This window comes from Pelomonas sp. Root405, from assembly GCF_001425165.1.
Taxonomy (GTDB): domain Bacteria; phylum Pseudomonadota; class Gammaproteobacteria; order Burkholderiales; family Burkholderiaceae_C; genus Pelomonas.
Genome location: NZ_LMDU01000011.1, coordinates 150,502 through 172,729, shown reverse-complemented (window position 1 = coordinate 172,729; position 22,228 = coordinate 150,502). Strand labels below are relative to the sequence as shown.

Below are 22,228 nucleotides of genomic sequence, written 5' to 3'. Positions count from 1 at the left end.
CCTCATGAGCGCGCGCCTGCTGTTGATCGAGGATGACGCCTCGATTGCCCGTTTTGTCGAGCTGGCGCTGGAGGAACTGCCCCGCCACGACGGCTCGGCGCCCGCTGTCGAGCTGACCGTGGTGCGCCTGCTGAGCGACGCGCGCAAGGCCCTCGCCAGCGGCGGCTGGCAGCTCGTCATCAGCGACCTGATGCTGCCCGACGGCTCGGCCGAGGCGCTGCTGACCGACGGGCTGGCCCTGGCAGCAGGCGCGCCGCCGTGGGTCGTCTTCAGCGCCGGCGTGCACGACGACCGCCATGCCGCGCTGGCCGCGCGCGGCGTCGCCCGCACGCTGCGCAAGCCTGTGCCACTGGCCGAGCTGCTGGATACCGTGGCGGCGCTGTTGACCGCGGGTCCGGCCATGCCGCCGCCCGCCGCTGCCGACGCCAGCATCGACCCGGTGCACCAGCATTTCGGCGGCGACCGCGCGCTTTACGACAGCTTTCGCGCGGGCTGCCTGGAGCGCTTTGCCGACGACATCGCCGACGGCCATGCCGCCGTGCAGGCGCTCGACGGGCCGGCGCTGCGCCGTGTCGCCCACGGGCTGAAGGTGGTGCTGGAACTGATCGGCGAGCCGGCGCTGGCCATCCAGGCGCGCGCGCTGGAAGACGCCACCGGTGGCCTGGCGGCGGGCCAGCCCCTGCCCGACGGCTGGCCGCGGCTGGCCCGCGGGCTTGCCGGTCTGCGAGCGGGCCGCGGCGCCTAACCGAATGGCGTGGCGGCCGCCACGCAGTATTTGGCAGATTTCATCCAGCGCCCTCCGATTGAGGGTCGTCGCATTGATCAGATGTATCAATTGATTTGATAATTGCGACATGACCCTCAGCCGCCCACCCACCCCGCTGACAGACCTGGATCCGGGTGGCGTGCCGTCGGCCGGCGGACCGTGCGGCTTCACGAGCCGTGTGCTGTATGTCGAGGACGATGCCGTCAACGCGATGTTGATGCAGGGCATCCTTGAACTGCGTTCGGGCAGCCAGCTGCTGGTGGCGCGTACCGGCGCCGAGGCGCTGCGCCTGGCGGCCGCGGGGGGGATCGACCTGGTGTTGTGCGACCTGCGCCTGCCCGACATCAGCGGCGAGGCGCTGCTGCCCGCGTTGCGCGCCGCCGGCCTGCCGAAGGCCGTGCCCGCCGTGCTCGTCACCGCCGAGTCGGAGTTCGTCGCATCGCAACTGGCGCGCCGCTACGGCTACGACGGCCACTGGACCAAGCCGCTGGACGTGGCTGCCACCCTGCGCAGCCTGGAGGTTTGGTTGGCCCCCGTCCAATCTTGCCGCGCTGAACCCGGGCCGGCCTAACCGGCCCCCGGCGCTCGGCCCGGGAGGCGGCCAAGCCGTCAGCGGCGCCGCTACAAATCTTTTCGCGCCGGCCACACGGCCGTGCGTCTGTCGGGCGATTCTTCGGTGCGACACCCTGGAGACCGCCGATGAGAAACCGCCGCTTTGTGCTGGGCCATGGCGCCGCCATCGCCAGCGCCCTGGTGCTGGCCGGCCGCGTGCCGGCCGCGCCGCTGACGACGAGCGCCGCTGCCAACGCACCCTTGAGCGCTGAAGAGCGCGCCCTGCATGCGCTGAACCGCCTCGGCCATGGCCCGCGGCCGGCCGACGCCGCGGCCATCGCTGCGCAGGGTGCTGGCCCCTGGCTGGAGCGCTTCCTGGCCGAGCAGCTGGAGCCGCGCCGCCTGCCGCAGCCCGAGCCGCTGGCGCAGCGCCTGGCCGGCCTCGACGTGCTCAAGCTGGGCCAGGCCGAACTGTTCGGCCGCTACCGCGAGGCCGTCAAGGCGGCCCGCGACGCGCGTCGAGAAAAGGCCAAGGGCATGACGCCCGAGGCCGACGCGATCAACGCGGTGCGCGAGCAGATCCGCCCCCTTGTCGCCCAGGCCGCCACGGCCCGGCTGGCGCGGGCGATGCAAAGCCCGGCCCAGCTCGAAGAGGTGCTGACCGAGTTCTGGTTCAACCACTTCAACGTCTTCGCCGGCAAGAACGCCGTCGGCGTGCTGGTGGCCGACTACGAGCAGCGCGCCATCCGGCCCCATGTGCTCGGGCGCTTCCGCGACATGCTCGGCGCCACGGCGCGGCACCCGGCCATGCTGATCTACCTGGACAACGCCCAGAGCGTGGCGCCCGGCTTCGTGCCGCGGCGTGCAGCGCCCAACCCCCAGCGCAACAGTGGCCTCAACGAGAACTACGCCCGCGAGCTGATGGAGCTGCACACGCTGGGCGTGGACGGCGGCTACACGCAGCGCGACGTGACCGAGCTGGCGCGCATGCTGACCGGCTGGGGCATCGACCCGCGCAAGGCCATGGCAGGGGGCCAGGGCGAGCTGTTCGCGTTCGACGCCCGCCGGCACGACGCCGGCAGCAAGACCTGGCTCGGGCGGACCATCCAGGGCGCCGGCCAGGCCGAGGGCGAGCAGGCGCTGGACGTGCTGGCCGCCCACCCCGCCACGGCACGGCACCTGGCCTTCAAGTTCGCCCAGGCCTTCGTGTCAGACGACCCGCCCGCCGGCCTGGTCACCCGGCTCGCCGACAACTTCCGGGCCAGCGGGGGCGACCTGCGCGAGTTCACGCGCACGCTGATCGGCGCCGACGAGTTCTGGCGCCGCGAGGCCTACCAGGCCAAGTTCAAGACGCCCTATCAATACCTGCTGTCGTCCCTGCGCGCGCTGGACCTGCAGCCCACCGACACGCGCAACCTGCTCGGCGCGCTGGCACAGGCCGGCCAGCCGCTGTATGGCGCCGCCACGCCCGACGGCTACAAGAACACGGCGGCCGCCTGGCGCAATCCGGAGGCGCTGACGCAGCGCGTGCAGCTGGCGACGACCCTCGGGCAGCGCAGCGGCATGAGCGCCGAGCGACTGGGGGCGACGCTGGGCGCTTCGGTCAGCGAATCGACCCGCGGCACGCTGGCCGCCGAGCCGCCCGCCCAGCGGGTCGCCCTGCTGCTCGCCAGCCCCGACTTCATGAAGAGGTGAACCAAATGCCCCCACGCGCCTTTCAGTCGCTGCCCCCCGAGGGGGCGCGTCAGCACCTTCGGACGCCCGAGCGGAGCTGACCACCATGCTTCGTCGCCAACTCCTGCACTTCGGTGCCTTCACCTTGGGTGGCCTGCCCGTTTCACTCGTGCGCGCGCAGAACGGCGCGCAGAAGAAGCTCGTCGTCGTCATGCTGCGCGGCGCGGTGGACGGCCTGTCCGTCGTCGCCCCCTACGGCGAGCGCGACTACGCAGACAGCCGCCCGCAGATCGCCCTTGGCGCCCCTGGCACCGAGGACGGCCTCATCAAGCTTGATTCGCTGTTCGGCCTGCACCCTTCCTTGAGCCCGCTCAAGCGCCATTGGGACGGCGGCCAGCTGGCCTTCGTGCATGCCAGCGGCTCGCCCGACCCGACCCGCTCCCACTTCGACGCGCAGGACTACCTGGAATCCGGCACGCCGGGCCGCAAGTCCACGCCCGATGGCTGGATGAACCGCCTGCTGGCCACGCTGCCTGGTGAGCCCGCGCCGACGCGCGCCATCTCCCAAGGCAGCACGCCACCGCGCATCTTTGCCGGCAGCGCCAGCGTCGCCAGCCTGGGCCTGGGGCCCAATGCCATGCAGCGCCGCGCCATCGACAACCCGCAGATGCAGGCCAGCCTGGCCAAGCTGTACGCCGGCGACGCCCAGCTCAGCGGCACCCTGCGCGACACCACGCAGGGCCGCGGCGACATGGCCAGAAGCATGTCGGCCGCCGAGCCGCGCTCGATGGACCCGAGCGCCGATGCCGGTGCGCCGTCAGCGCGCAGCTTTGCGGCCGATGCGCGGCGGCTCGGCACGCTGATCCGCAAGGACCCGCACACCCAACTTGCCTTCACGGCGGTGGGCGGCTGGGACACCCACGTCAACCAGGGCGCCGCGCGCGGCCAGCTCGCCAACCGGCTGGCCAGCCTGGGCGAGGGGCTGGACGCGCTCAGCTTGGGCCTGGGCGATGCGCTGAAGGACACCGTCATCGTCGTCGTCAGCGAGTTCGGCCGCACGCTGCGCCAGAACGGCAACGGCGGCACCGACCACGGCCGCGGCAACGTCATCTGGCTGCTGGGCGGCCCGGTGGCCGGCGGCCAGGTGCTGGGTGAGTGGCCGGGGCTGGACCCCAGCGCGCTGGCCGATGGCCGCGACCTGGCCGTGCGCACCGATTTCCGCCAGGTGCTGGGCCCGCTGCTGCAGCGCCACCTGGGCCTGTCGGAAACCGCACTGGCAGCAGTGTTTCCGAATGGCCCGCAGACTTGGCGTTATTCCGACAAGCTGTTGCGCGCCTGATTCCACCCCCTCACCGACTGGAGAACCGCATGAGACGCAACTCGACCCCATTTGCGCTCTGCCTGGCTGCAGCGGTGTTGGCCTATTGGTTTCTGGTGGCGACGCTGAGCGTCTGAGATCGTCTACGCGTTGCCCTTGAGATCGATGCGCACCTCGGTCTGACCGCCGGCCTGCTCGAAGGCGAGCCTGCCGCCGTGCTGCGCCAGCAACCGCTGCACGATGCCCAGGCCGAGGCCTGATCCGCCCGTATCGCCGGCGCCCGGGTTGCGCAGCGACAGGCTGCCGCGCTGCCAGTCGATCTCGATGCAGCCGCCCGCCTGACCTTGCGTCAACGCGTTGGCCAGCAGGCTGGCCAGCACCAGCTGCAGCACCGGGGCGGGCAGCGCCAACGCATCGGCCGGGGCGAGGCGGCAGTCGATGCGCAGTGCGCGGGCGTCCAGCGCGGCGGCATGCGCCAGCACCCAGTCCTCCACCAGCGGCAGGATGGGCGTGGGCGCCACCGGTGCCGCGGCCGGCTCGCGGGCCAGCATCAGCAGCGTCGCGACCGTCTGCTCCATCAGCCGCACCGCCGTCTGCAGTGGCAGCAGCTCGCGGCGCTGGGCGTCATCGGCTTGGGGCTGCAGGCGGTCAAGGCCGATGCGCAGCACGGCCAGCGGCGTGCGCAGCTCGTGGCTGGCATCGCGGCTGAAGGCCTGCTCGCGTTCGATGAAGTCGCGCGTGCGTTCCAGCAGCGCGTCCAGGCTGCGCGTCATGTCGCCGATCTCATCACCCGGTGCCCCGCCGGGCAAACGCGGCAAGGCCTGCGGCCGCGCCGCACGCATGTGCTCGGACAGCTGCGCCAGCGGCCGGCTGACGCGGCGCGCCAGCAGCCAGCCCAGCAGACCCGCCAGCGCCACCACCGCCAGCCCCCAGCCGGCCAGCCACTGCAGCAGCTCGCCGCGCATCGGCCGCACGATCAGCTGGCTGCTGACTTCGGCCAGCAGCCACGGGGGCTGGCCCTGACGCACCAGCGGCATCAGGTGGTAGTGGCGCCCCTGCGTGCCGGCAATCTCGGTCCGCCGCGGCTCGTCGGCCAGCGCGGCCGCAACGTCGGCGGGCAGCGTGGCGGCGCTCTCATGCACCTGCATCGGCATCGGCAGGCGCATGTCGGCGGCCGCAGCCTGCCAGCGGCCGTGCCGCGCATGCTCGGCGCGCAGCCGGGTGGCTTCGCGCTGCAGCAGCTGCTCGATGAAGCGGTCCTCCACCGAGTAGGTGAAGGCCATCGCGAACAGCCCGAACAGCGCCGCCACCCCCAGCGTGAACGCGGCGAAGGTGAGCATCAGGCGGCGCTGCAGCGTCATGCGGCGTCGGCATCCAGCCGGTAGCCGATGCCGTGCACGGTGGTCAGCAGCGGCCGGTCGAAGGGCTTGTCCATCGCCTGCCGCAGCAGGTGGATGTGGCTGCGCAGCGGGTCGGACTCGGGCGGCTCGTCGTCCCACAGGCGCTCGATCAGGCGGCTGCGCGTCAGCGCGCGCGGGTGGGCCTCCATCAGCAGGCGCAGGATGGCCAGCGGTGTGGGCGGCAGCGCCAGCCGCTGCCCGTCGCGAAAGGCTTCCTGCGCGCGCCGGTCCAGGCTCAGCGGACCGACGCGCAGCAGGTAGTCCTGCCCGGCCTGGCCGCGCCTGGCCAGCGCCTGCACGCGAGCCAGCAGTTCCTCGCTGGCAAAGGGCTTGACGAGGTAGTCGTCGCCGCCGGCCGCAAAGCCCGCGAGCTTGTCGGGCAGGGTGTCGCGTGCCGTGATCATCAGCACCGGCACATGGCTGGGCGCGGCGGCGCGCAGCCGCTCGCAGAGCTGCAGCCCGTCCAGGCCGGGCAGGCCGATGTCGAGCAGCAGCACGTCCGGCGCGTCGCCGAGGGCGGCCTGCAGTGCCAGCCGGCCGTCGCTGGCCTCGGTCACACGGTGGCCGGCCGCGCGCAACAGCGCGGCGATCTGCTCGCGCAGCGGGGCGTGGTCCTCGACGAGCAGCAGGTGCGGCATGCGGGCAAGTGTCACCCGTTGAGCTGGCTGAGCGCGACGCGCGCCTCGGCGTTGGCCGGCTCGGCGGCCAGCAAGGCGGTCAGCACCTCTCGCGCCTTCTGCGGCTGGGCCAGCTGGGCGTAGGCCTGCGCCAGGCCGAGGCGGAACTTGGCATGCGCCATGTGCGGCGCGGCCAGCTCCATGACGGACAGCGCCTGCCGGCGTGCGGCATCGTCCACGGCGGCTTGGGACTGGTAGTAGCCCAGCATGGCGATCAGATCGGTGTTGAAGCGCTTGGGTTCGGCGGCCAGCGCGGCGCGCACGGCGCCCTGCTCGCCCGCCAGCCAGCGCGTCACCAGCTGCATGCTGGCCTCGTCGCGGTGCAGCGTGCGCGGCTGCGGCGTGCGGCCCAGCTGCCTGACGATGGCCTCGGCCACCAGCGTCGTCGAGAACGGGTTCTGGCCGGTGACCAGCGGGCCGTCGACCACCAGCTTGGGCATCATCAGCGGCGCCTCTTCCCACTGCGCGCCCAGCTCGCGGGCTCGCGTCTCCAGCCAGAACGGGTACTCCTTCGCCCACTTCTTGCCGAACAGCTTTTCTTCCTCGTCGCTGAAGCCCGTCATGCGGCGGCCGGCCACCAGCGGGCGGCCGTCGGGCGTCCTCACGTTCAGCAGCGCGGCCGGCCCGTGGCAGACCGCGGCCAGCACGCCCTGGTGAGCGGCCAGCAGCTGCAGCAGCGCGGTATCGCGCGGCAGGTCGAACATCGCGCCCTTGCCGCCGATCAGGAAGATGGCCGCATGCTCGCCGGGCTTCACGTCCTCGGTGCGGCGGGTCTGCTGCAGTTGGCGTACGCCGTCGGCATCGGCCAGGAAGGCGGCGATGTGGTCCTCACGCGGGTTGTGGCGGTCTGCCACCACGGCGCCGCCGGCCGGGCTGGCAATCTGCACCTGCAGCCCATTGGCACGCAGCGTCAGCCAGGCCATGGCCAGCTCGTCCATCTCGAAGCCGGGGCGGTTGATGGTCGTGCCCTCGGCGCGGCCCTCGCTGGAAACGACGAGCAGCACGCCCGGCGCCGTGGTGGCGGCTGCGGCAGGCAGGCCAAGGGTGGCCGCCAGGCTGGCGGCAAGCAGGAGTCGGTGCATGGTGGCGGCCCGGGAAAGTTGAGGTGCCACCAATGTGCTGGGCCGATGTGAAGCCGATGTCAAGAGACGACGGCAGATGGCAGCCCCCGCGCAGGCCCTGCATCGGCAGCAGGGTCTGCGCCTCGGGGTTGCGGCTGCGACCGGTGTCAGTTGCGGTCGGCGCGCGGAGGCAGCGGTTGATCGGTGGTGTAGCCGCTGCTGTTCGTCGCTGTGGTGGTGGTCGCCGTGTCGGTGCTGGCGCTGCTGTTGGCCGGCCAGCGGTTGGTGTCGTTGGGCATCGGCGCCGGGTTGGGTGCGGCCATGGGGCTGCTGTTGTCGGCCATGGACGACGTCGTCGTGTCGGTCGTCGTGCCCGCCAGCGTGCTGTCGGCCGGCTGCGCTGTGGTCGAGGCGGTCGAGGCCGTGGTGGTGTCGCTGTATGGCGTGGTCTCCGCAGTCTGGGCGCTAGGCAGCGTCACATGGGTCGTGCCCGCGGCCGGCTGGTCGAGCGGGTTGGTCTGGCTGACGACGTCCGATTGCCCGGCAGCTGCGTTGTCCGCACTGGCGTTGTCGGACGTGGACTGGCTGGCGCAACCGGCGGCCAGCAAGGCCGCGAGGGCCATGGCAGTCACGGTCGGGGTGGATTTCAACTGGGTGCTCATGATGACTCTCCAACAGTTGGCAAGCCGTTCGCCCTTGGGCGCGACGGTGCGGCGGATGCCGCTGCATCAGCGGGCAACGGTCATTCCTGCGCGGCGGTGCGCAGCGGCCGCCCGACGTCGCCCTGGCGTGGTGGTGGAGGCCGTTGCCCTGGACGTGACCTGCCCGGTAGGCCTGAGCCTACGAAGAAAGCCGCTGTCGATGACGGCCGGTGGCTGCCTGGCCGGACTGTCCGCACACTGTCCGCGGACGCCTTTACATGGGCCAAGTGCTTGATTTACATGCCGGGCGTCGTTGGCACAGGGCTTGCGAAAAGTCAGGCATGAACACCCGCTTCCGCGACACCTCTGAACAGGACCGACCGCTCGCTCCCAAGTCCCGCCGCTGGCCCTTGCTGGCCGTCGCCGGGGTGGCCATCGCCGCGGCCATCGCGCTGCTGGGCGGAGGGCGCGTCAAGCAGATGCTGTCGGCCGATTCGGCCATCAGCACCTCGCGGCTGTCGCTGGCCACGGTCGGCATCGGCCCGCTGACGCGGGACGTGGCCGGCGAGGGCCGCGTCGTCGCCGCACAAAGCCCCACGCTGTTCGCGCCCGGCGGCGGCACCGTGACGCTGGCCGTGCAGGCCGGCGACCCGGTCAAGCGCGGCCAGGTGCTGGCGCGCGTCGAATCGCCCGAGCTGACCAACCGACTCGCGCAGGAGCGCAGCAATGTCGACGCCGTGAAGGCCGAGCTGGCGCGCGCCGAGGTCGAGGCCCGCCAGCAGACCGCCGCGCTGCAAAGCGCGTTTGAGAACGCCCGCATCGACCAGCAGACCGCCGCCAACGACCTGGCGCGCCAGACCCAGGCCTTCGAGGCCGGCGCCACTGCGCGCATGCAGGTCGAGCGCGCGCAGGACGCGCTGGCCAAAGCCAAGCTCGCGCTGGACCAGGCCGCCGGCCTGCGTGGCCTGAAGAACGACAGCCTGGCGCTGGACGTGCAGGCCAAGAAAAGCGCGCTGGCGCGCCAGCAATTGATGGTGGCCGACCTGGAGCGCCAGGTGGCCGACCTGGCCGTGCGCTCGCCAGTGGATGGGCAGGTCGGCCAGCTGTTCATCGCCGACCGCACCAACGTCGGCCGCGACGCGCGCCTGCTGTCGGTCATCGACCTGTCAGCGCTGGAAGTGCAGATGCAGGTGGCCGAGAGCTTTGCGCGCGAGCTGCAGCCGGGCATGCCTGGCGAGATCAGCGGCAACGGCCAGCGCTGGGCGGGCCAGGTCAGCTCGGTGTCGCCCGAGGTGGTCAATGGCGAGGTGGCGGCGCGACTGCGCTTTGCCGGCCAGCAGCCGGAGCAGCTGAGGCAGAACCAGCGTCTGTCGGTGCGTGTGCTGCTGGACAAGCGCGACAAGGTGCTGGGCGTGGCGCGCGGCAGCTTCGTCGACGAGGGCGGCGGCAGTTATGCGTATGTGGTGCGCGGGGGCTATGCGGAGAAGGTGGCGGTGAAGCTCGGTGCTCGCTCGTTGGATCGGGTGGAGGTGGTGTCGGGGTTGGTTGCCGGCGACCGTGTCGTGATCTCGGGCACGGACAACTTCAAGGGCGCGGAGCGCGTCTTGATTGCGGATTGAGTGATGGGTAAGCAGGTTGCTTTCCCGAAGAGTGCGCGCGCTCGTTGCATTGCCGAGAGTCCGTCCCGGCGGCCGGGTAACTTTCTTCTGCGGGGCCAGAAGAAAGTCACCAAAGAAGAGGCCCTGAACCGCACACCAGCACCACGTGTACGAGTTGCGCCGTGCAACAGCCCCTTGGTGGATGGGAAGACGCGACCCGCTGCGCTCTCGCTGCTGTCCTTGTCACGAACATCATCCATCGCACCAACTGCCCGCTTAACGCGCGGCTGCACGCCGTGCTCACGAGAAAACCTAGTGCAGCGTCGCTCGGGCGACGCGGTATCCCCTGATGAGCCCGGCGTGCAGCCGGCGTTAACCGGCGTGAAGGGGCGATGCGTGGCGCTTTTCACAGGGACAGCAGCGAGAGCGAAGCGGGTCGCGTCTTCCCGGAATCGCAGTGACCGTTTTCGCGCGCCGCTGATGGCGGCGCCGCGGTCGTGTGCGGTTGAGCGCCTCTTCTTTGGTGACTTTCTTCTGGCGCCGCAGAAGAAAGTTACCCCGCCGCCGGGCGGGACTCCCGGCACCTTGCCAATAGGCAAGTGCCACTTAGACAACCAAGCCGACGGCAAAAACTGACGACCAGGACAACAACATGCTCCAGATGGAAAAACTGCAGAAGGTCTACCGCACCGAAATGGTCGAGACCTACGCCCTGCGCGACTTCAACCTGACCGTCAACGAAGGCGAGTTCGTCGCCGTGACCGGGCCGTCGGGCTCGGGCAAGACCACCTTCCTGACCATCGCCGGGCTGCTGGAGGCCTTCAGCGCCGGCACCTACAAGCTCGATGGCATTGACGTCAGCCGCATGGGCGACGGCGAGCGCTCGCGCATCCGCAACCAGAAGATCGGCTTCATCTTCCAGGCCTTCAACCTGATCCCCGACCTCAACGTGCTCGACAACATCGAGGTGCCGCTGCGCTACCGCGGCTATGGCAGCGCCGAGCGCAAGAAGCGTGCGCTGGAGGCGCTGGGCCGCGTCGGCCTGTCGGCGCGCGCCAAGCACTACCCGGCCGAGCTGTCGGGCGGCCAGCAGCAGCGCGTGGCCATCGCCCGCGCGCTCGCCGGCGAGCCGCGCCTGCTGCTTGCCGACGAGCCGACCGGCAACCTCGACAGCGCGATGGCGCGCAGCGTCATGGAGCTGTTGGAAGAGCTGCACCGCGACGGCGCCACCATCGTCATGGTCACGCACGACCCGCAGCTGGCGGCGCGTGCGCAGCGCAACGTGCATGTCATCGACGGCCAGGTCGTGGACCTGACGGCCGACCTCACGACGGCCCTGGCGGCCTGAAGCGGATGCGGCGATTGATCCTTGTCCTCGCGCTGCTGGCCGCCACGGCCGCCCGCGCCGACGACCTGCTGCAGGTCTGGGCGCAGGCGCGCGCGGCCGACCCGCTGCTGCGCCAGGCCGCCGCCTACAGCGGCGCGCAGGAAGCCGCGGCCCGCGAGGCCCGCGCGGCGCTGCTGCCGCAATGGCGGCTCAACAACAGCGAGCTGCGCGAGACCGGCGGCGCGCGCTGGAACCAGACCACCAGCAGCATCACCCAGGCCCTTGTCGACCTGGCCGCGCTGCGTGAATGGGATGCCGGCCGCAGCCAGGCCTCGGCCCAGGCGGCGCGCCTGGCGGCAGCCGAGCAGGGCGCGCGCCAACGTGTCGCCGAAGCCTATTTCGGCCTGCTGTCGGCCGAGGCCCAGCTTGCGACGGCACGCGCCAATGAAGAGGCGTTCGCGCGCCAGGTCGGCGAGGCGGAGACGCGCTTCACGGCCGGTATGTCGGCGCAGGTCGAGGCCGACCAGTCGCGCGCCTACCGCGAGCTGGCGCGCGGCAACACGCTGGCCGCCGATCTGAACCTGGCCGACGCCCGCGAGGCGCTCGCCCAGCTGACCGGCACGCCGGCCGCCGCGCTGCAGCCGCTGCGTCGCAGCTTGGATGCACAGCTGCTGCCCGACGACGTGGACGCCTGGACGCAGCGCGCGCTGCAGGCCAACCCCGAGCTGCGTGCCCTGCAGTTGGACGTGCAGGCCAGCGAGCAGCGCATCTCCGCCGCCCGCGCCGGCCATCTGCCGACCTTGAGCGTCGGCGTCGACACGCAGCGCCTGCGCGGCGACGGTGTGTCGGCCTTCGACGCCGGCCGCACGCCGACCCAGGTCGCGCTGCGCCTGACCGTGCCGCTGTTCGCCGGCGGTGCCACCAGCGCCGCCGCCGACCGCGCCGGCTTCCAGCGCGAGGCCGCGCGCGAGCAGCTCGAAGCCGGCCGCCGCGCCGTGCTGCGCGAGGTGCGCGCCCAGCACCTGGCCGTGGGCCAGGGCGCGGCGCAGCTGCGCTCGACCCAGGCCGCCGTTGAAGCCGCCCAACGCGCGCTGGACGCCACCCGCACCGGCCTGACGCTGGGCACGCGCAGTACCACCGACCTGCTGCTCGCCATCCAGACCCTGGCCGGCGCGCAGAACGCGCAGACCCAGGCCCGCCACCGCCATGTGCTGGCCCTGCTGGCCCTGCACCAGGCGGCGGGTTCCCTCGGTGATGCCGAACTCGCTTCCGTCAACGCCTTGCTGGAGCAACGCTGATGTTTCTTCATTACCTCGAACTCGCCTGGCGCAACATCCTGTCGTCCAAGGGCCTCAGCGCCTTGATGGTGTTGGCGCTGGCCCTGGGGATCGGCGCCTGCATGACGACGCTGACCGTCTATCACGTGCTGTCCGGCGACCCGATCCCGCACAAGAGCGACCGGCTCTTCAACGTGCAGCTCGATGCGTCCGACATGGTGGGCTGGAAGGCCGGCGACGAGCCGACCTTCGACCTGAGCCGCTTCGACGCGACGGCCCTGCTGCGCGACAAGAAGGCCATGCGCCAATCCATGTCCAGCGGCTTCAACACCGCCGTCGGCCTGCCCGACGGCGACACCAAGCCGATCTTCTCCAGCGTGCGCTACTCGTCGGCGGACTTCTTCGCGATGTTCGACGCGCCCTGGCAGCACGGCGGTGGCTGGAGTGCCGCCGATGACGAGGCCGAGGCGCGCGTGGCCGTCATCTCGGCGTCGCTCAACGAGAAGCTGTTCGGCGGCGTCAACAGCATCGGGCGCGAGGTCATCGTGCGCGGCCAGCCGCTGCGCATCGTCGGCGTGCTGAAAGCCTGGAAGGTGCAGCCGCACTTCTGGGACCTGACGCTGGGCAGCTACACCGAAACCGAGGAGTTCTTCCTGCCGTTCTCGACTGCGATGGCGCTCAAGATGGGCCACTGGGGCAACATGGACTGCTGGGGCCGCGGCGCCAATGGCGGCACCTCGCTGGACCTGAACGCGAGCTGCTCGTGGATCCAGTACTGGGTTGAATTCGAGAAGCCCGGCGACGCCGCCGCCTACCGCGATTACCTCGTTTCCTACTCGGAGGCGCAGCGCAAGGCCGGCCGCTTCGAGCGCCCGACCAATGTGCGGCTGCGCAATGTCATGGACTGGCTGGGCGCGCAGAAGGTGCTGCCCGCCGATGTGCGGCTGCAGACCTGGCTGGCTTTCGGCTTCCTGGCCGTCTGCGTGGTCAACATGGTGGGCCTGCTGCTGGCCAAGACGCTGCGCCGCAGCGGCGAGATCGGTGTGCGCCGCGCTTTGGGCGCCACGCGCGGCGACATCTTCCAGCAGTTCGTCGTCGAGGCCGGCGTGCTTGGCCTGGCCGGCGCGCTGCTGGGCCTGCTGTTCGCCCAGGGCGGCCTGTGGCTGGTGCGCCAGAGCCCCAACGACTACGCCCGCCTGGCCGAGCTGGACGCCAGCATGCTGGCGCTGACGCTGGGCCTGTCGCTGCTGGCCAGCCTGCTTGCCGGCCTGCTGCCGGCCTGGCGCGCGGCCCTGGTCACCCCGGCCGTTCAACTCAAGGTGTCGTGATGGACCTGCTGCCCATTCTTTCCACGCTGCGCCGCCACAAGATCGCGGCCGGCCTCATCGTGCTGGAGGTGGCGCTGACCTGCGCCATCGTCACCAACGCGCTGCACCTGATCCAGACGCGCGTCGAGGCGCTGAACGCCGACAGCGGCCTGGCCGAGACCGAGATCGCGGTGTTGAACCTGCGCGGCAGCAAGCCGCAGCCGCCCGAGCGCACCGCCGGCATCGTGGCCGAGGACGTGGCGCGGCTGCGCGCGCTGCCGGGCATCAAGGCGGCCACGGTGGCCAACCAGATCGTCTACGGCAACAACAGCAACAACAGCGGCGTGACGCTGGAGCCGGACAGCAAGGGCTTGCGCGTCTCCGCCGCCCAGTACGCCGCCGACGACCAGATGCTGCCCACCTTCGGGTTGAAACTGCTGGAAGGTCGCAACTTCACGGCCGAGGAGGTGCTCGACAGCTTCCAGGCCTTCAGCGTCTCCGACCCCCGCATCGGCCAGCTCATCGTCAACAAGGTGATGGCCGACAAGTTGTTCCCGGGCCACTCGGCGGTGGGCCAGACGGTCTACATCTTCGGCCGTTCGCCGTCGACCATCATCGGCGTGGTGCAGACCCTCACCCCCACGCAGCTGCACCGCTCGCGCTCCGAAGGTGGCGGCGCGGCCATGATCCTGCCCCTGCGCGGCGGCGGGTCCTACGTGATCCGCGCCGAGCCGGGCCAGCTGGACGCGCAGATCAAGGCGGCGACCGCCGTGCTGGAGGAGGGCGCCAAGGGCCGCGTCGTCACCCAGGCGCGGCCGCTGACCGAGATGCGCGCCGCGTTCTATGCCCAGGACCGTGCGATGGCCTGGCTGATGGGCGGCGTCTGCGTGGCGTTGCTGCTGGTCACGGCCATGGGCATCGTCGGCCTGGCCAGCTTCTGGGTGCAGCAGCGCACCCGCATGATTGGCACGCGCCGCGCTCTGGGCGCCACGCAGCAGCAGATCCTGCGCTACTTCCAGCTCGAGAACCTGTTGCTGACGACCACCGGCATCCTCATCGGCCTGGGCGGCGCCATCGCCCTGAGCCAGCTGCTGATGCAGAGCTATGCGCTGCCGCGGCTGCCCTGGCTGTATCTACCGGCGGGTGCGCTTTCGCTGTGGCTGCTTGGGCAGCTGGCCGTCTGGGTGCCTGCACGCCGGGCCGCACGGCTCTCGCCTGTCGCCGCATTGCGAAGTTAGGTTAGGCCCACGCCTGAACGGTTTCTCTCAAGCTGGCAGCATGCGCGCATGCCGTTGAAACCGTTCTTCCGCCGCTCGCGCCTGGTGGGCCTGGCGCTGCTGGCCGCCGCGACGCTCGCCCTGCAGGTGGGCTGCACCACGCTGGACGAGCGCCAGCGTGGCTGGATCTTCCAGCCCGGCGACCGCACCTGGGGCGGCGGCCTGGCTGCCGCCGAGGGCATGGAAGATGTCTGGATCCCGTTCGAGAGCCGTCTTGACGAATCGCGCGGCGCGGCGGTGCGCCTGCATGGGCTGTGGCTGCCCCAGGCCGACCCGAACGCGCCGGTGCTGCTTTACCTGCATGGCGCGCGCTACGACGTGCGCGGCAGCGCGCCGCGCATGCGCCGCATGCACGAGCTGGGTTTTTCGGTGCTGGGGGTGGACTACCGCGGCTTCGGCCGCAGCACGGCGGGCCTGCCGTCCGAAGCCATGGCCGCCGAGGACGCCCGCGCTGCCTGGGACTGGCTGGCGCGCCAGCATCCGGACAAGCGCCGCTTCATCTTCGGACATTCCCTGGGCGGCGCGATCGCCGTGCAGCTGGCCAGCGAGGTCGGCGACGAGAACGGCCTCATCGTCGAAGGCAGCTTCACGTCCATCCCCGACGTCGTCGGCAGCTTCCGCTGGGGCTGGCTGCCGGTGTCACCGTTGATCACGCAGCGCTTCGATGCGGCCGCGCGGGTGGCCGAAGTGGGCTCGCCGCTGCTGGTGGTGCATGGCAGCCGCGACAGCCTCATTCCCTACCGGCTCGGCCAGGGGCTGTACGAGCGGGCCCGCGGGCCGAAGCGCTTCGTGCTGGTCGAGGGCGGGTCGCACCACAACACCAATGCCGTCGGGCAGGCGCAATACCGCGAGGCGTTGACCGAGCTGTTTGGACTGTGAGCGCCGGATTGATGGTGCTCAGCCGCCCTGCAGGCTGCGCAGCTCGGCCGTCCAGTTGGCCCAATGCTTGCGCACCTGTTCGCGCTGCTGCGCGTCCAGGCCGTTGAGCAGCTTCAGCACGCTGGCCATCACCTCCTCGCGATAGGCCTGCTCGGTCGGCAGCGGCTGCATGTTCCGCATCAGCGTGGCCGTGCCGCCGGCCAGGTCCTGGCGCGACCAGGCCCGCAGCGCCTCGACTGTGCGCGTTTGGCGGGCGGCGCGGCCCTGCGACATGGCGGCCAGGTCGAAGTGCCAGGCCTGGGCATCGGCGCTGGCCAGCTTGCGCGTCGGGCGGTCCAGGTCGCCCAGCCAGCGCTCCAGGTTCTTGGTGTAGCGCTTGGCGCGCTCGTCGCTGGCGTCACTGCCGGTCTGTTTCTCGCGCCATTCGGCCGTCTTCTCGTCCAACGTCTTCTGCAGGTGCTGCCACTGCTCGGGCTTGAGATCCGCCAGCAGCGGTGCCGCCAGCGGTGCGGCGTGCTGCAGGCTGCGCTCGGCGCTGGCCCGGGCGCCGCGCTCCAGGGCCAGCAGCTCCTGCCGGGTCACACCGTCTTCCAGCGCGGTCTGGGCCTGGCGCAACAGGGACTGCCACTGCGGCAGTTCCTCGCGCCGGTGCCAGGCCTGGAACGCCAGCAGTTTGTCCTTGAGCCGGGCCTTCTGGTCGCTGTCCAGGTCCAGGTATTTGTCGGCCCACAGGCCGCCCAGCAGCGGCAGCTGGTTGTAGGCCAGGCTCAGGCTGGAGCAGCCGACCAGGCCGAACAGCAGGATGGCGAAGAGGAGGGCGGTGAATCGCTTGAGCACGTGCATCCGGGCATGGTGGCAAGGCCTGCGCAACATAGCAGCGCGGCGATGGCCTGATCTTCCGGTAGGACATGGCGCCGCCGGTGCGCCCGCGCCAGGGCTCAGGGGCAGGGCACCCGCCGCATCGCGAAATCGATGCCGCGCGGCTGGCCTTTGCGCTCGCCCTCGATGCGCGCCGCCAGCTGGTCGGGCGCGGCCAGGCGGTAGATGACCCGCTGGGGGAAGTCGTGCGCCGCGTTCTCGAACACCGCTTCGTTCTCACCGCGGCGCAGCAGCTTGAAGACCGTGGGCGGGCGGCCCTGGGGCTGGGCGACGTAGCTGAGCTGGCCGTCCGGCTCGGCGCGGATCTGCATGAACTCGAACTCGATGACGCGGCCGTTCTTCAGCGTGCGTGACATGCCCAACATCAGCCCGCCGGCCGGCGCCATCCACTGTTCGACCGAGCCCGCCTCGCGATTCTGCTGAGCCCAGCAGCCGGCCATCCAGGCCACAGGCGCGAAGGGGTCGGCCTGGGCGGTGGCGCTGGTGACGGCCAGCAAAAGGGGCAACAGGGTGGCGATGGCCTTCATGCCGCCGATTCTGGTGGGGCCGGTTATCGTGCGTGGCCGCGCAAACCCTAGCCCACCGCCCGTCCGCCCGTGTCCCAGAAGGAATTCCCCCACACTCTCAAGCTGATGACCGTCTGGCTGCTGGTCGGGCTGGTGATTTTCCTGGGCATCAAGGCCTGGGAGCGGCACCGTGAGGCCAGCCGCTTCCAGTTGGCCGGTGAGGTCATCGTGCTGACGCGCGCCGGTGATGGCCACTTCCACTGGCCCGGCCGGGTCGACGGCATCGAGGTGGACTTCCTGGTCGACACCGGTGCCACCGCCACGGCCCTGCCGCAAAGCCTGGCCGAGCGCGCCGGCCTCAAGCCGCTGGGCGCCGTGCGCGCGCAGACGGCGGCGGGCGCCACGCGCGGCTTCGTCGCACGGGCCGACGTGGCGCTGGAGGGCGGCGTGCGGGCCGACAAGCTGATGGTGACCGTGCTGCCCGACCTGGCCGCGCCGCTGCTGGGCATGGACGTGCTGGGCCGCCTGCACTTCAGCCAGAAGCCGGGCGAACTGCGCATCACGCCCGAACCATGATCCGTGCCGTTCTCTTCGGGCTGCTGTTCGTCGGCAGCGCGCACGCGGCCTGCCCGCCCACACCCGCCCCGCCCAGCGCCGAGCAGTCGGCCGCCTGGGCCGCCAAGGCGCCCGACCGCGGCCTGCTGTGGCGCATCAGCCGCGGCGGCCACAGCAGCTATCTGTTCGGCAGCCTGCACATCGGCAAGGCCGACTGGGCCTACCCCGGCCCGGCGCTGCGTGCAGCCTGGGCGCAGACCGAGGTACTCGCCGTCGAGCTGGACCCCGCCGATGTCGGCGCCGCGCTGGCCGCCATGCCCAGGCCCGAGCCACTGGCACCGGCCCAGGCCAGGCGCCTGGATGCTCAGGCCCGTGCCGCCTGCCTGCCGCCGGCGGCGTTGAGCGCGCTGCCCGCCATGCTGCAGCTGGCCACGCTGACGTTGATGGAAGCGCGCCGCGACGGCTTCGACGCCGGCTTTGGGCAGGACATGATGTTGCTGGGCTGGGCCAAGGGCGAGGGCCGGCCGGTGCAGTCGCTGGAGACCGTGCAGGAGCAGCTGGACGCGATGGCACCCGACGCGGCCGAACTGCCCGCGGTCATCGACGGCACGCTGCGCCAGCTGCGCAGCGGCCAGATGCGCGCGCCGCTGCGCCGGCTGGCGGGCGCCTGGTCGCGCGGCGACCTGGCCACATTGGGCAATTACGCGCGCTGGTGCGCCTGCGCCGACACGCCGGCCGAGCACGCCTGGCTCAAGCGCATCAACGACGACCGCAACCTGCAGCTGGCCGCGCGCATCACCGCCCTGCACGGCGCCGGTCAGCGCCTGCTGGTGGCCGTGGGCGCCCTGCACATGAGCGGGCCGCAGGCCCTGCCCCGGCTGCTGGCCGAGCAGGGTTTTACCGTCGAGCCGCTGCTGCCCAGCAAGTAGCATTCAGGCGCCTTCACCGGAGACAAGCCATGACCGACAACAGCTTCACCAAGTTCGTGCCCGGTTTCGAGTTCCTGCAGGGCCTGGTCAAGAACGCCGGCTCGGCCTTGCCCGGCATCGGCCAGTGGGTGGCGCCGACGCTCAACCCCGAGGAGCTGAGCAAGCGCATCGAAGAGTTGCGCACCGTGCAGTTCTGGCTGGAGCAGAACGCGCGCATGCTGGCCGCCACCATCCAGGCGCTGGAGGTGCAGCGCATGACGCTGTCGACGCTGCAGAGCATGAACGTGCCGCTGGCCGACCTGCGCGAAAGCCTCAAGCTGCCGACCGGCGACGGCACGTCCTGGCCCGGCATCCCGGCAGAGCTGATGGCCGCCGCCGCGCCGGCGGCCCAGGTGGCCGCGAAGACGGCCAGCAACACGGTCAAGACCGCCGCCAAGGTGGCCACCAAGACCGTGAAGACGGCGGGCGACGCGGCCAAGGCCGTCGCCGACAACCCGGCCGCCGCGGTCGACCCGACCCAATGGTGGACGGCGCTGAGCCAGCAGTTCACGCAGCTCGCCACCTCGGCCATGAAGGACACCGCCACCGACGCCGCCAAGAACCTGGCCGGCACCCTGGTCAAGCAGAGCTTCGACGCTGCCAGCGACACGCTGCGACGCGCGGCCAGCGTGCCGGGCGCCGTCGTCGGCGGCGTTGCCAAGGGCCTGGCGGGCGCTGCACCCCAGCCGGCCGCCAAGTCCGTCAGCAAGCCGGCAGCCAAAGCGGCGAGCAGGACCACCGCCAAGCCGCGCCCGACCGCTGCTCGCCGCAAGACTTGAACTCACCCAACGACCTCCCCACCCGCCGCGCCGCGCTCGTCGCCGCGTTGGCGCCGCTGCTGCCGGCGCACGCGCTGCTGTACCAGGCCGAGCAGACGACGCCCTATGAATGCGACGGCCTGACGGCCTACCGTCAGCGCCCGCTGGCCGTGGCCCTGCCCGAGACCGAGGCGCAGGTGGCCGCCGTGCTCAAGGCCTGTCACCGGCTGGCCGTGCCCGTCGTCGCGCGCGGCGCCGGCACCGGCTTGTCGGGCGGCGCGATGCCGCATGAATTCGGCGTCACGCTGGCACTCGCCAAGTTCAACAAGATCCTGTCCATCGACCCGCTGGCCCGCACGGCGCGCGTGCAATGCGGCGTGCGCAACCTGGCCATCAGCGAGGCCGCCGCCGCACACGGCCTGTACTACGCGCCCGACCCCAGCAGCCAGATCGCCTGCAGCATCGGCGGCAACATCGCCGAGAACTCGGGCGGCGTGCACTGCCTGAAGTACGGCTTGACCCTGCACAACGTGCTGCGCGTGCGCGGCTTCACGGCCGAGGGCGAGGCGGTGGAGTTCGGCTCGGAAGCGCTGGACGCGCCGGGCCTGGACCTGCTGGCCCTGGTCATCGGCAGCGAGGGCATGCTGGCCGTCGTCACCGAAGTTACCGTCAAATTGGTGCCCAAGCCGCAGCTGGCGCGCTGCCTGATGGCCAGCTTCGACGATGTGCGCAAGGCCGGCGACGCGGTCGCGGCCATCATCGCGGCCGGCATCATTCCGGCGGGCCTGGAGATGATGGACAAGCCGATGACCGCAGCCGTCGAGGACTTCGTGCATGCCGGCTACGACCTGGGCGCCGAGGCCATCCTGCTGTGCGAGAGCGACGGCACGCCGGAAGAAGTGGCCGAGGAGGTCGCCCGCATGGAGGCCGTGCTGCTGGGCAGTGGCGCGACGGCCGTGCAGGTCAGCGCCGACGAAGCCCAGCGCCTGAAATTCTGGAGCGGCCGCAAGAACGCCTTCCCGGCGAGCGGCCGCATCAGCCCCGACTACATGTGCATGGACTCCACCATCCCGCGCAAGCACCTGGCCACCATCCTGCTCGACATCCAGCAGATGGAGAAGAAGTACGGCCTGCGCTGCGCCAACGTCTTCCATGCCGGCGACGGCAACCTGCATCCGCTGATCCTGTTCGATGCCAACGACCCGGATCAACTGCACCGCTGCGAGCAGTTCGGCGCCGAGATCCTGGAGCGCAGCGTGGCGCTGGGCGGCACGGTGACCGGCGAGCATGGCGTGGGTGTCGAGAAACTCAATTCGATGTGCGTGCAGTTCAGCGAGCAGGAGCGCGAGCAGATGCTGGCGCTGAAGGCCGCCTTCGACCCCGCCGGCACGCTGAACCCGGGCAAGCAGATCCCGTCGCTGTCGCGCTGCGCCGAGTACGGGCGCATGCATGTGAAGCGGGGGCTGCTGGCGTTTCCTGAGTTGGAGAGGTTTTGACGTTCGACGATCTTCAAGCCCGCATCCGCGAGGCGCGCACGCCGCTGCGCATCACCGGCCACGGCAGCAAGGATTTCTACGGCGAGGCGCCGCAGGGCGAGCCGCTGTCGACGCTGGCGCTAAACGGCATCACGGCCTATGAACCCAGCGAGTTGTTCATCAGCGTGCTGGCCGGCACGCCGCTCGCTGACGTCGAGACCGCGCTGACCGCCAACCGCCAGCGCCTGGCGTTCGAACCACCGCGCTTCATGGGAGGTTCGGGTGGGCGCGGCACGGTGGGCGGCATGGTGGCTGCCGGCCTGTCCGGCCCCAGCCGTGCCGCGCTGGGCTCGGTGCGCGACCACCTGCTCGGCGCGGTGCTGATCAATGGCCAGGGCGAGCTGCTGAGCTTTGGCGGCACGGTCATGAAGAACGTCGCCGGCTTCGATGTCAGCCGCGTGCTGGCGGGGTCGCTGGGCGTGCTCGGGCTGATCACCGAGGTCACGCTGAAGGTGCTGCCGCTGCCCGCCGCGACGGCGACGCTGCGCTTCGAGTTCGACCAGGCAGCGGCCTTGATGGCGGTCAACCGTTGGGGCGGTGAGCCCTTGCCCATCGAGGCCAGCGCCTGGTGGGACGGCGCGCTGCTGCTGCGGCTGGCCGGTGCGAAGGCGGCTGTCGAAGCAGCGGTGCGAAAGCTGGGCGGCGACGTCATCCCGGCCGACATGGCGGCGCCGTTCTGGACCGGCCTGCGCGACCAGAGCGACGAGTTCTTCATCGGCGCCGATCGCGCGGTAGCGGGTGGTGCGAGGTTGTGGCGGCTGTCGCTGCCGAGCACGACGCCTGCGCTGAAGCTGCATGGCGAGCAACTTGTCGAATGGGGCGGCGCCCAGCGCTGGGTCGTTACGCCGCTGCCGCCGGCGGCTGTGCGGGAGGCGGCAGCGGCGGTGGGCGGGCATGCGACCTTGTTCCGTGCGCAGGACAAGAGCTGTGGCGTGTTCGCGCCGTTGAGCGCGCCGCTGGCGGCGATTCATCGGCGGTTGAAGGCGTCGTTTGATCCGCAGGGGGTGTTCAATCGCGGGCGGTTGTATGTTGGCTTGTGAGATCGGCTTGGTGGCAAGGCCCAGCCGGGATTTCGTCCCGGCGGCCGACCTACTTTTTGCGCCGCCAAAAAGTAGGCAAAAAGCTCTCCCCTGCAAAACCGGCCCTGCGGGCTGCCCTGCGATGCTCGAAGCCCAGGGCTCGCGCAGAACTCGCTTCGCTACGCGCCGCTCAAACAGCTGCGCGAAGTCAGTCGTCGAAGCGCGCTGCGCGCGCGCCCTGGCCTTCTGCGCTT

21 protein-coding genes are annotated in these 22,228 nt (G+C 71.1%); 15 read left to right on the top strand and 6 right to left on the bottom strand.

All coding sequences use genetic code 11. The features are described from left to right. The first annotated feature begins 4 nt into the window (after positions 1-4). The 4 genes from ASC81_RS10305 to ASC81_RS10290 all read left to right on the top strand — a co-directional run bounded on the left by ASC81_RS10305 (position 5) and on the right by ASC81_RS10290 (position 4,331). Positions 5-745: a response regulator transcription factor gene (locus tag ASC81_RS10305; RefSeq protein WP_056266171.1), complete on the top strand. Its 741-nt coding sequence runs from the start codon at positions 5-7 to the stop codon at positions 743-745. A gap of 109 nt (positions 746-854) precedes the next feature. Further along, positions 855-1,337: a response regulator gene (locus ASC81_RS10300; RefSeq protein WP_056266168.1), complete on the top strand. Its 483-nt coding sequence runs from the start codon at positions 855-857 to the stop codon at positions 1,335-1,337. 128 nt (positions 1,338-1,465) lie between these two features. Next, positions 1,466-3,013 carry a DUF1800 family protein gene (locus ASC81_RS10295; RefSeq protein ID WP_082536429.1) on the top strand — a complete coding sequence of 516 codons (1,548 nt, stop codon included), beginning with the start codon at positions 1,466-1,468 and terminating at the stop codon, positions 3,011-3,013. Between the two features lie 85 nt (positions 3,014-3,098). Further along, on the top strand, positions 3,099-4,331 hold the full coding sequence (locus ASC81_RS10290; protein ID WP_056266165.1) for a DUF1501 domain-containing protein: 1,233 nt from the start codon (positions 3,099-3,101) through the stop codon (positions 4,329-4,331). A 122-nt stretch (positions 4,332-4,453) separates the two neighbouring features. Here the strand turns inward: ASC81_RS10290 and ASC81_RS28185 are convergent, their stop codons facing one another. From ASC81_RS28185 to ASC81_RS10270, 4 genes are all read right to left on the bottom strand, one after another. Then, the gene (locus ASC81_RS28185) at positions 4,454-5,671 is read right to left on the bottom strand and encodes a HAMP domain-containing sensor histidine kinase (protein ID WP_056266163.1); all 1,218 of its coding nucleotides are present in this window, start codon (positions 5,669-5,671) and stop codon (positions 4,454-4,456) included. Then, positions 5,668-6,348 (bottom strand): response regulator transcription factor, encoded by a 681-nt coding sequence (locus ASC81_RS10280; protein ID WP_056266160.1) that lies wholly within the window; start codon positions 6,346-6,348, stop codon positions 5,668-5,670. Before ASC81_RS10280 ends, ASC81_RS28185 begins: the two co-directional genes overlap by 4 nt. An 11-nt stretch (positions 6,349-6,359) precedes the next feature. Next, a complete protein-coding gene (locus ASC81_RS10275) occupies positions 6,360-7,469 on the bottom strand; it encodes a type 1 glutamine amidotransferase domain-containing protein (RefSeq protein WP_056266157.1) in 1,110 nt (369 codons plus the stop codon). Between the two features lie 146 nt (positions 7,470-7,615). Then, a complete protein-coding gene (locus tag ASC81_RS10270; RefSeq protein ID WP_156391986.1) occupies positions 7,616-8,110 on the bottom strand; it encodes a hypothetical protein in 495 nt (164 codons plus the stop codon). A 320-nt stretch (positions 8,111-8,430) separates the two neighbouring features. Between ASC81_RS10270 and ASC81_RS10265 the strand changes: the two genes are divergently transcribed. From ASC81_RS10265 to ASC81_RS10240, 6 genes are all read left to right on the top strand, one after another. Next, entirely contained in the window at positions 8,431-9,708 is a 1,278-nt protein-coding gene (locus tag ASC81_RS10265) for an efflux RND transporter periplasmic adaptor subunit (protein ID WP_056266152.1), read from the top strand. Positions 9,709-10,339: 631 nt separating this feature from the next. Then, the gene (locus ASC81_RS10260; RefSeq protein ID WP_056266148.1) at positions 10,340-11,035 is read left to right on the top strand and encodes an ABC transporter ATP-binding protein; all 696 of its coding nucleotides are present in this window, start codon (positions 10,340-10,342) and stop codon (positions 11,033-11,035) included. Between the two features lie 14 nt (positions 11,036-11,049). Continuing rightward, positions 11,050-12,312 carry a TolC family outer membrane protein gene (locus tag ASC81_RS10255; protein WP_056266145.1) on the top strand — a complete coding sequence of 421 codons (1,263 nt, stop codon included), beginning with the start codon at positions 11,050-11,052 and terminating at the stop codon, positions 12,310-12,312. Next, positions 12,312-13,619: an ABC transporter permease gene (locus ASC81_RS10250; RefSeq protein ID WP_056266141.1), complete on the top strand. Its 1,308-nt coding sequence runs from the start codon at positions 12,312-12,314 to the stop codon at positions 13,617-13,619. Before ASC81_RS10255 ends, ASC81_RS10250 begins: the two co-directional genes overlap by 1 nt. Next, complete coding sequence (locus ASC81_RS10245) at positions 13,619-14,836, top strand: ABC transporter permease (protein ID WP_056266138.1); 1,218 nt, start codon at positions 13,619-13,621, stop codon at positions 14,834-14,836. The genes ASC81_RS10250 and ASC81_RS10245 overlap by 1 nt, the downstream gene beginning before the upstream one ends. A gap of 48 nt (positions 14,837-14,884) precedes the next feature. Then, positions 14,885-15,754, top strand: coding sequence for an alpha/beta hydrolase (locus ASC81_RS10240; RefSeq protein WP_056266135.1), 870 nt, complete (start codon positions 14,885-14,887; stop codon positions 15,752-15,754). 18 nt (positions 15,755-15,772) lie between these two features. On the opposite strand, the gene ASC81_RS10235 is transcribed toward ASC81_RS10240, so the two are convergent. Next, on the bottom strand, positions 15,773-16,591 hold the full coding sequence (locus ASC81_RS10235; RefSeq protein WP_235533620.1) for a DUF6279 family lipoprotein: 819 nt from the start codon (positions 16,589-16,591) through the stop codon (positions 15,773-15,775). Positions 16,592-16,692: 101 nt separating this feature from the next. Beyond that, on the bottom strand, positions 16,693-17,160 hold the full coding sequence (locus ASC81_RS10230) for a DUF6265 family protein (RefSeq protein WP_056266128.1): 468 nt from the start codon (positions 17,158-17,160) through the stop codon (positions 16,693-16,695). A gap of 69 nt (positions 17,161-17,229) precedes the next feature. On the opposite strand from ASC81_RS10230, the gene ASC81_RS10225 reads away from it, so the two are divergent. Genes ASC81_RS10225 through glcE form a run of 5 tightly spaced genes read left to right on the top strand, consistent with a single transcriptional unit; the run spans position 17,230 to position 21,995 of the window. Next, positions 17,230-17,715, top strand: coding sequence for a TIGR02281 family clan AA aspartic protease (locus ASC81_RS10225; protein WP_156391984.1), 486 nt, complete (start codon positions 17,230-17,232; stop codon positions 17,713-17,715). Next, positions 17,712-18,623: a TraB/GumN family protein gene (locus ASC81_RS10220; protein ID WP_056266121.1), complete on the top strand. Its 912-nt coding sequence runs from the start codon at positions 17,712-17,714 to the stop codon at positions 18,621-18,623. Before ASC81_RS10225 ends, ASC81_RS10220 begins: the two co-directional genes overlap by 4 nt. 29 nt (positions 18,624-18,652) lie before the next feature. Beyond that, positions 18,653-19,441 carry a PhaM family polyhydroxyalkanoate granule multifunctional regulatory protein gene (locus tag ASC81_RS10215; RefSeq protein ID WP_056266119.1) on the top strand — a complete coding sequence of 263 codons (789 nt, stop codon included), beginning with the start codon at positions 18,653-18,655 and terminating at the stop codon, positions 19,439-19,441. Next, the gene (locus ASC81_RS10210) at positions 19,438-20,916 is read left to right on the top strand and encodes an FAD-linked oxidase C-terminal domain-containing protein (RefSeq protein WP_056266117.1); all 1,479 of its coding nucleotides are present in this window, start codon (positions 19,438-19,440) and stop codon (positions 20,914-20,916) included. The genes ASC81_RS10215 and ASC81_RS10210 overlap by 4 nt, the downstream gene beginning before the upstream one ends. Further along, a complete protein-coding gene (gene glcE / locus ASC81_RS10205) occupies positions 20,913-21,995 on the top strand; it encodes a glycolate oxidase subunit GlcE (protein ID WP_056266113.1) in 1,083 nt (360 codons plus the stop codon). Before ASC81_RS10210 ends, glcE begins: the two co-directional genes overlap by 4 nt. The last annotated feature ends 233 nt before the right edge of the window (positions 21,996-22,228 follow it).

What these genes read in the sequence shown, in the direction of transcription:
- ASC81_RS10245 (WP_056266138.1), top strand. Translation starts at nt 13,619, where the DNA reads ATGGACCTGCTGCCCATTCTTTCCACGCTGCGCCGCCACAAGATCGCG.
- ASC81_RS10220 (WP_056266121.1), top strand. Translation starts at nt 17,712, where the DNA reads ATGATCCGTGCCGTTCTCTTCGGGCTGCTGTTCGTCGGCAGCGCGCAC.
- ASC81_RS10240 (WP_056266135.1), top strand. Translation starts at nt 14,885, where the DNA reads ATGCCGTTGAAACCGTTCTTCCGCCGCTCGCGCCTGGTGGGCCTGGCG.
- ASC81_RS10250 (WP_056266141.1), top strand. Translation starts at nt 12,312, where the DNA reads ATGTTTCTTCATTACCTCGAACTCGCCTGGCGCAACATCCTGTCGTCC.
- ASC81_RS10295 (WP_082536429.1), top strand. Translation starts at nt 1,466, where the DNA reads ATGAGAAACCGCCGCTTTGTGCTGGGCCATGGCGCCGCCATCGCCAGC.
- ASC81_RS10300 (WP_056266168.1), top strand. Translation starts at nt 855, where the DNA reads ATGACCCTCAGCCGCCCACCCACCCCGCTGACAGACCTGGATCCGGGT.
- ASC81_RS10275 (WP_056266157.1), bottom strand. Translation starts at nt 7,469, where the DNA reads ATGCACCGACTCCTGCTTGCCGCCAGCCTGGCGGCCACCCTTGGCCTG.
- ASC81_RS10290 (WP_056266165.1), top strand. Translation starts at nt 3,099, where the DNA reads ATGCTTCGTCGCCAACTCCTGCACTTCGGTGCCTTCACCTTGGGTGGC.
- ASC81_RS10230 (WP_056266128.1), bottom strand. Translation starts at nt 17,160, where the DNA reads ATGAAGGCCATCGCCACCCTGTTGCCCCTTTTGCTGGCCGTCACCAGC.
- ASC81_RS28185 (WP_056266163.1), bottom strand. Translation starts at nt 5,671, where the DNA reads ATGACGCTGCAGCGCCGCCTGATGCTCACCTTCGCCGCGTTCACGCTG.
- ASC81_RS10270 (WP_156391986.1), bottom strand. Translation starts at nt 8,110, where the DNA reads ATGAGCACCCAGTTGAAATCCACCCCGACCGTGACTGCCATGGCCCTC.
- ASC81_RS10215 (WP_056266119.1), top strand. Translation starts at nt 18,653, where the DNA reads ATGACCGACAACAGCTTCACCAAGTTCGTGCCCGGTTTCGAGTTCCTG.
- ASC81_RS10265 (WP_056266152.1), top strand. Translation starts at nt 8,431, where the DNA reads ATGAACACCCGCTTCCGCGACACCTCTGAACAGGACCGACCGCTCGCT.
- ASC81_RS10280 (WP_056266160.1), bottom strand. Translation starts at nt 6,348, where the DNA reads ATGCCGCACCTGCTGCTCGTCGAGGACCACGCCCCGCTGCGCGAGCAG.
- ASC81_RS10305 (WP_056266171.1), top strand. Translation starts at nt 5, where the DNA reads ATGAGCGCGCGCCTGCTGTTGATCGAGGATGACGCCTCGATTGCCCGT.
- ASC81_RS10260 (WP_056266148.1), top strand. Translation starts at nt 10,340, where the DNA reads ATGCTCCAGATGGAAAAACTGCAGAAGGTCTACCGCACCGAAATGGTC.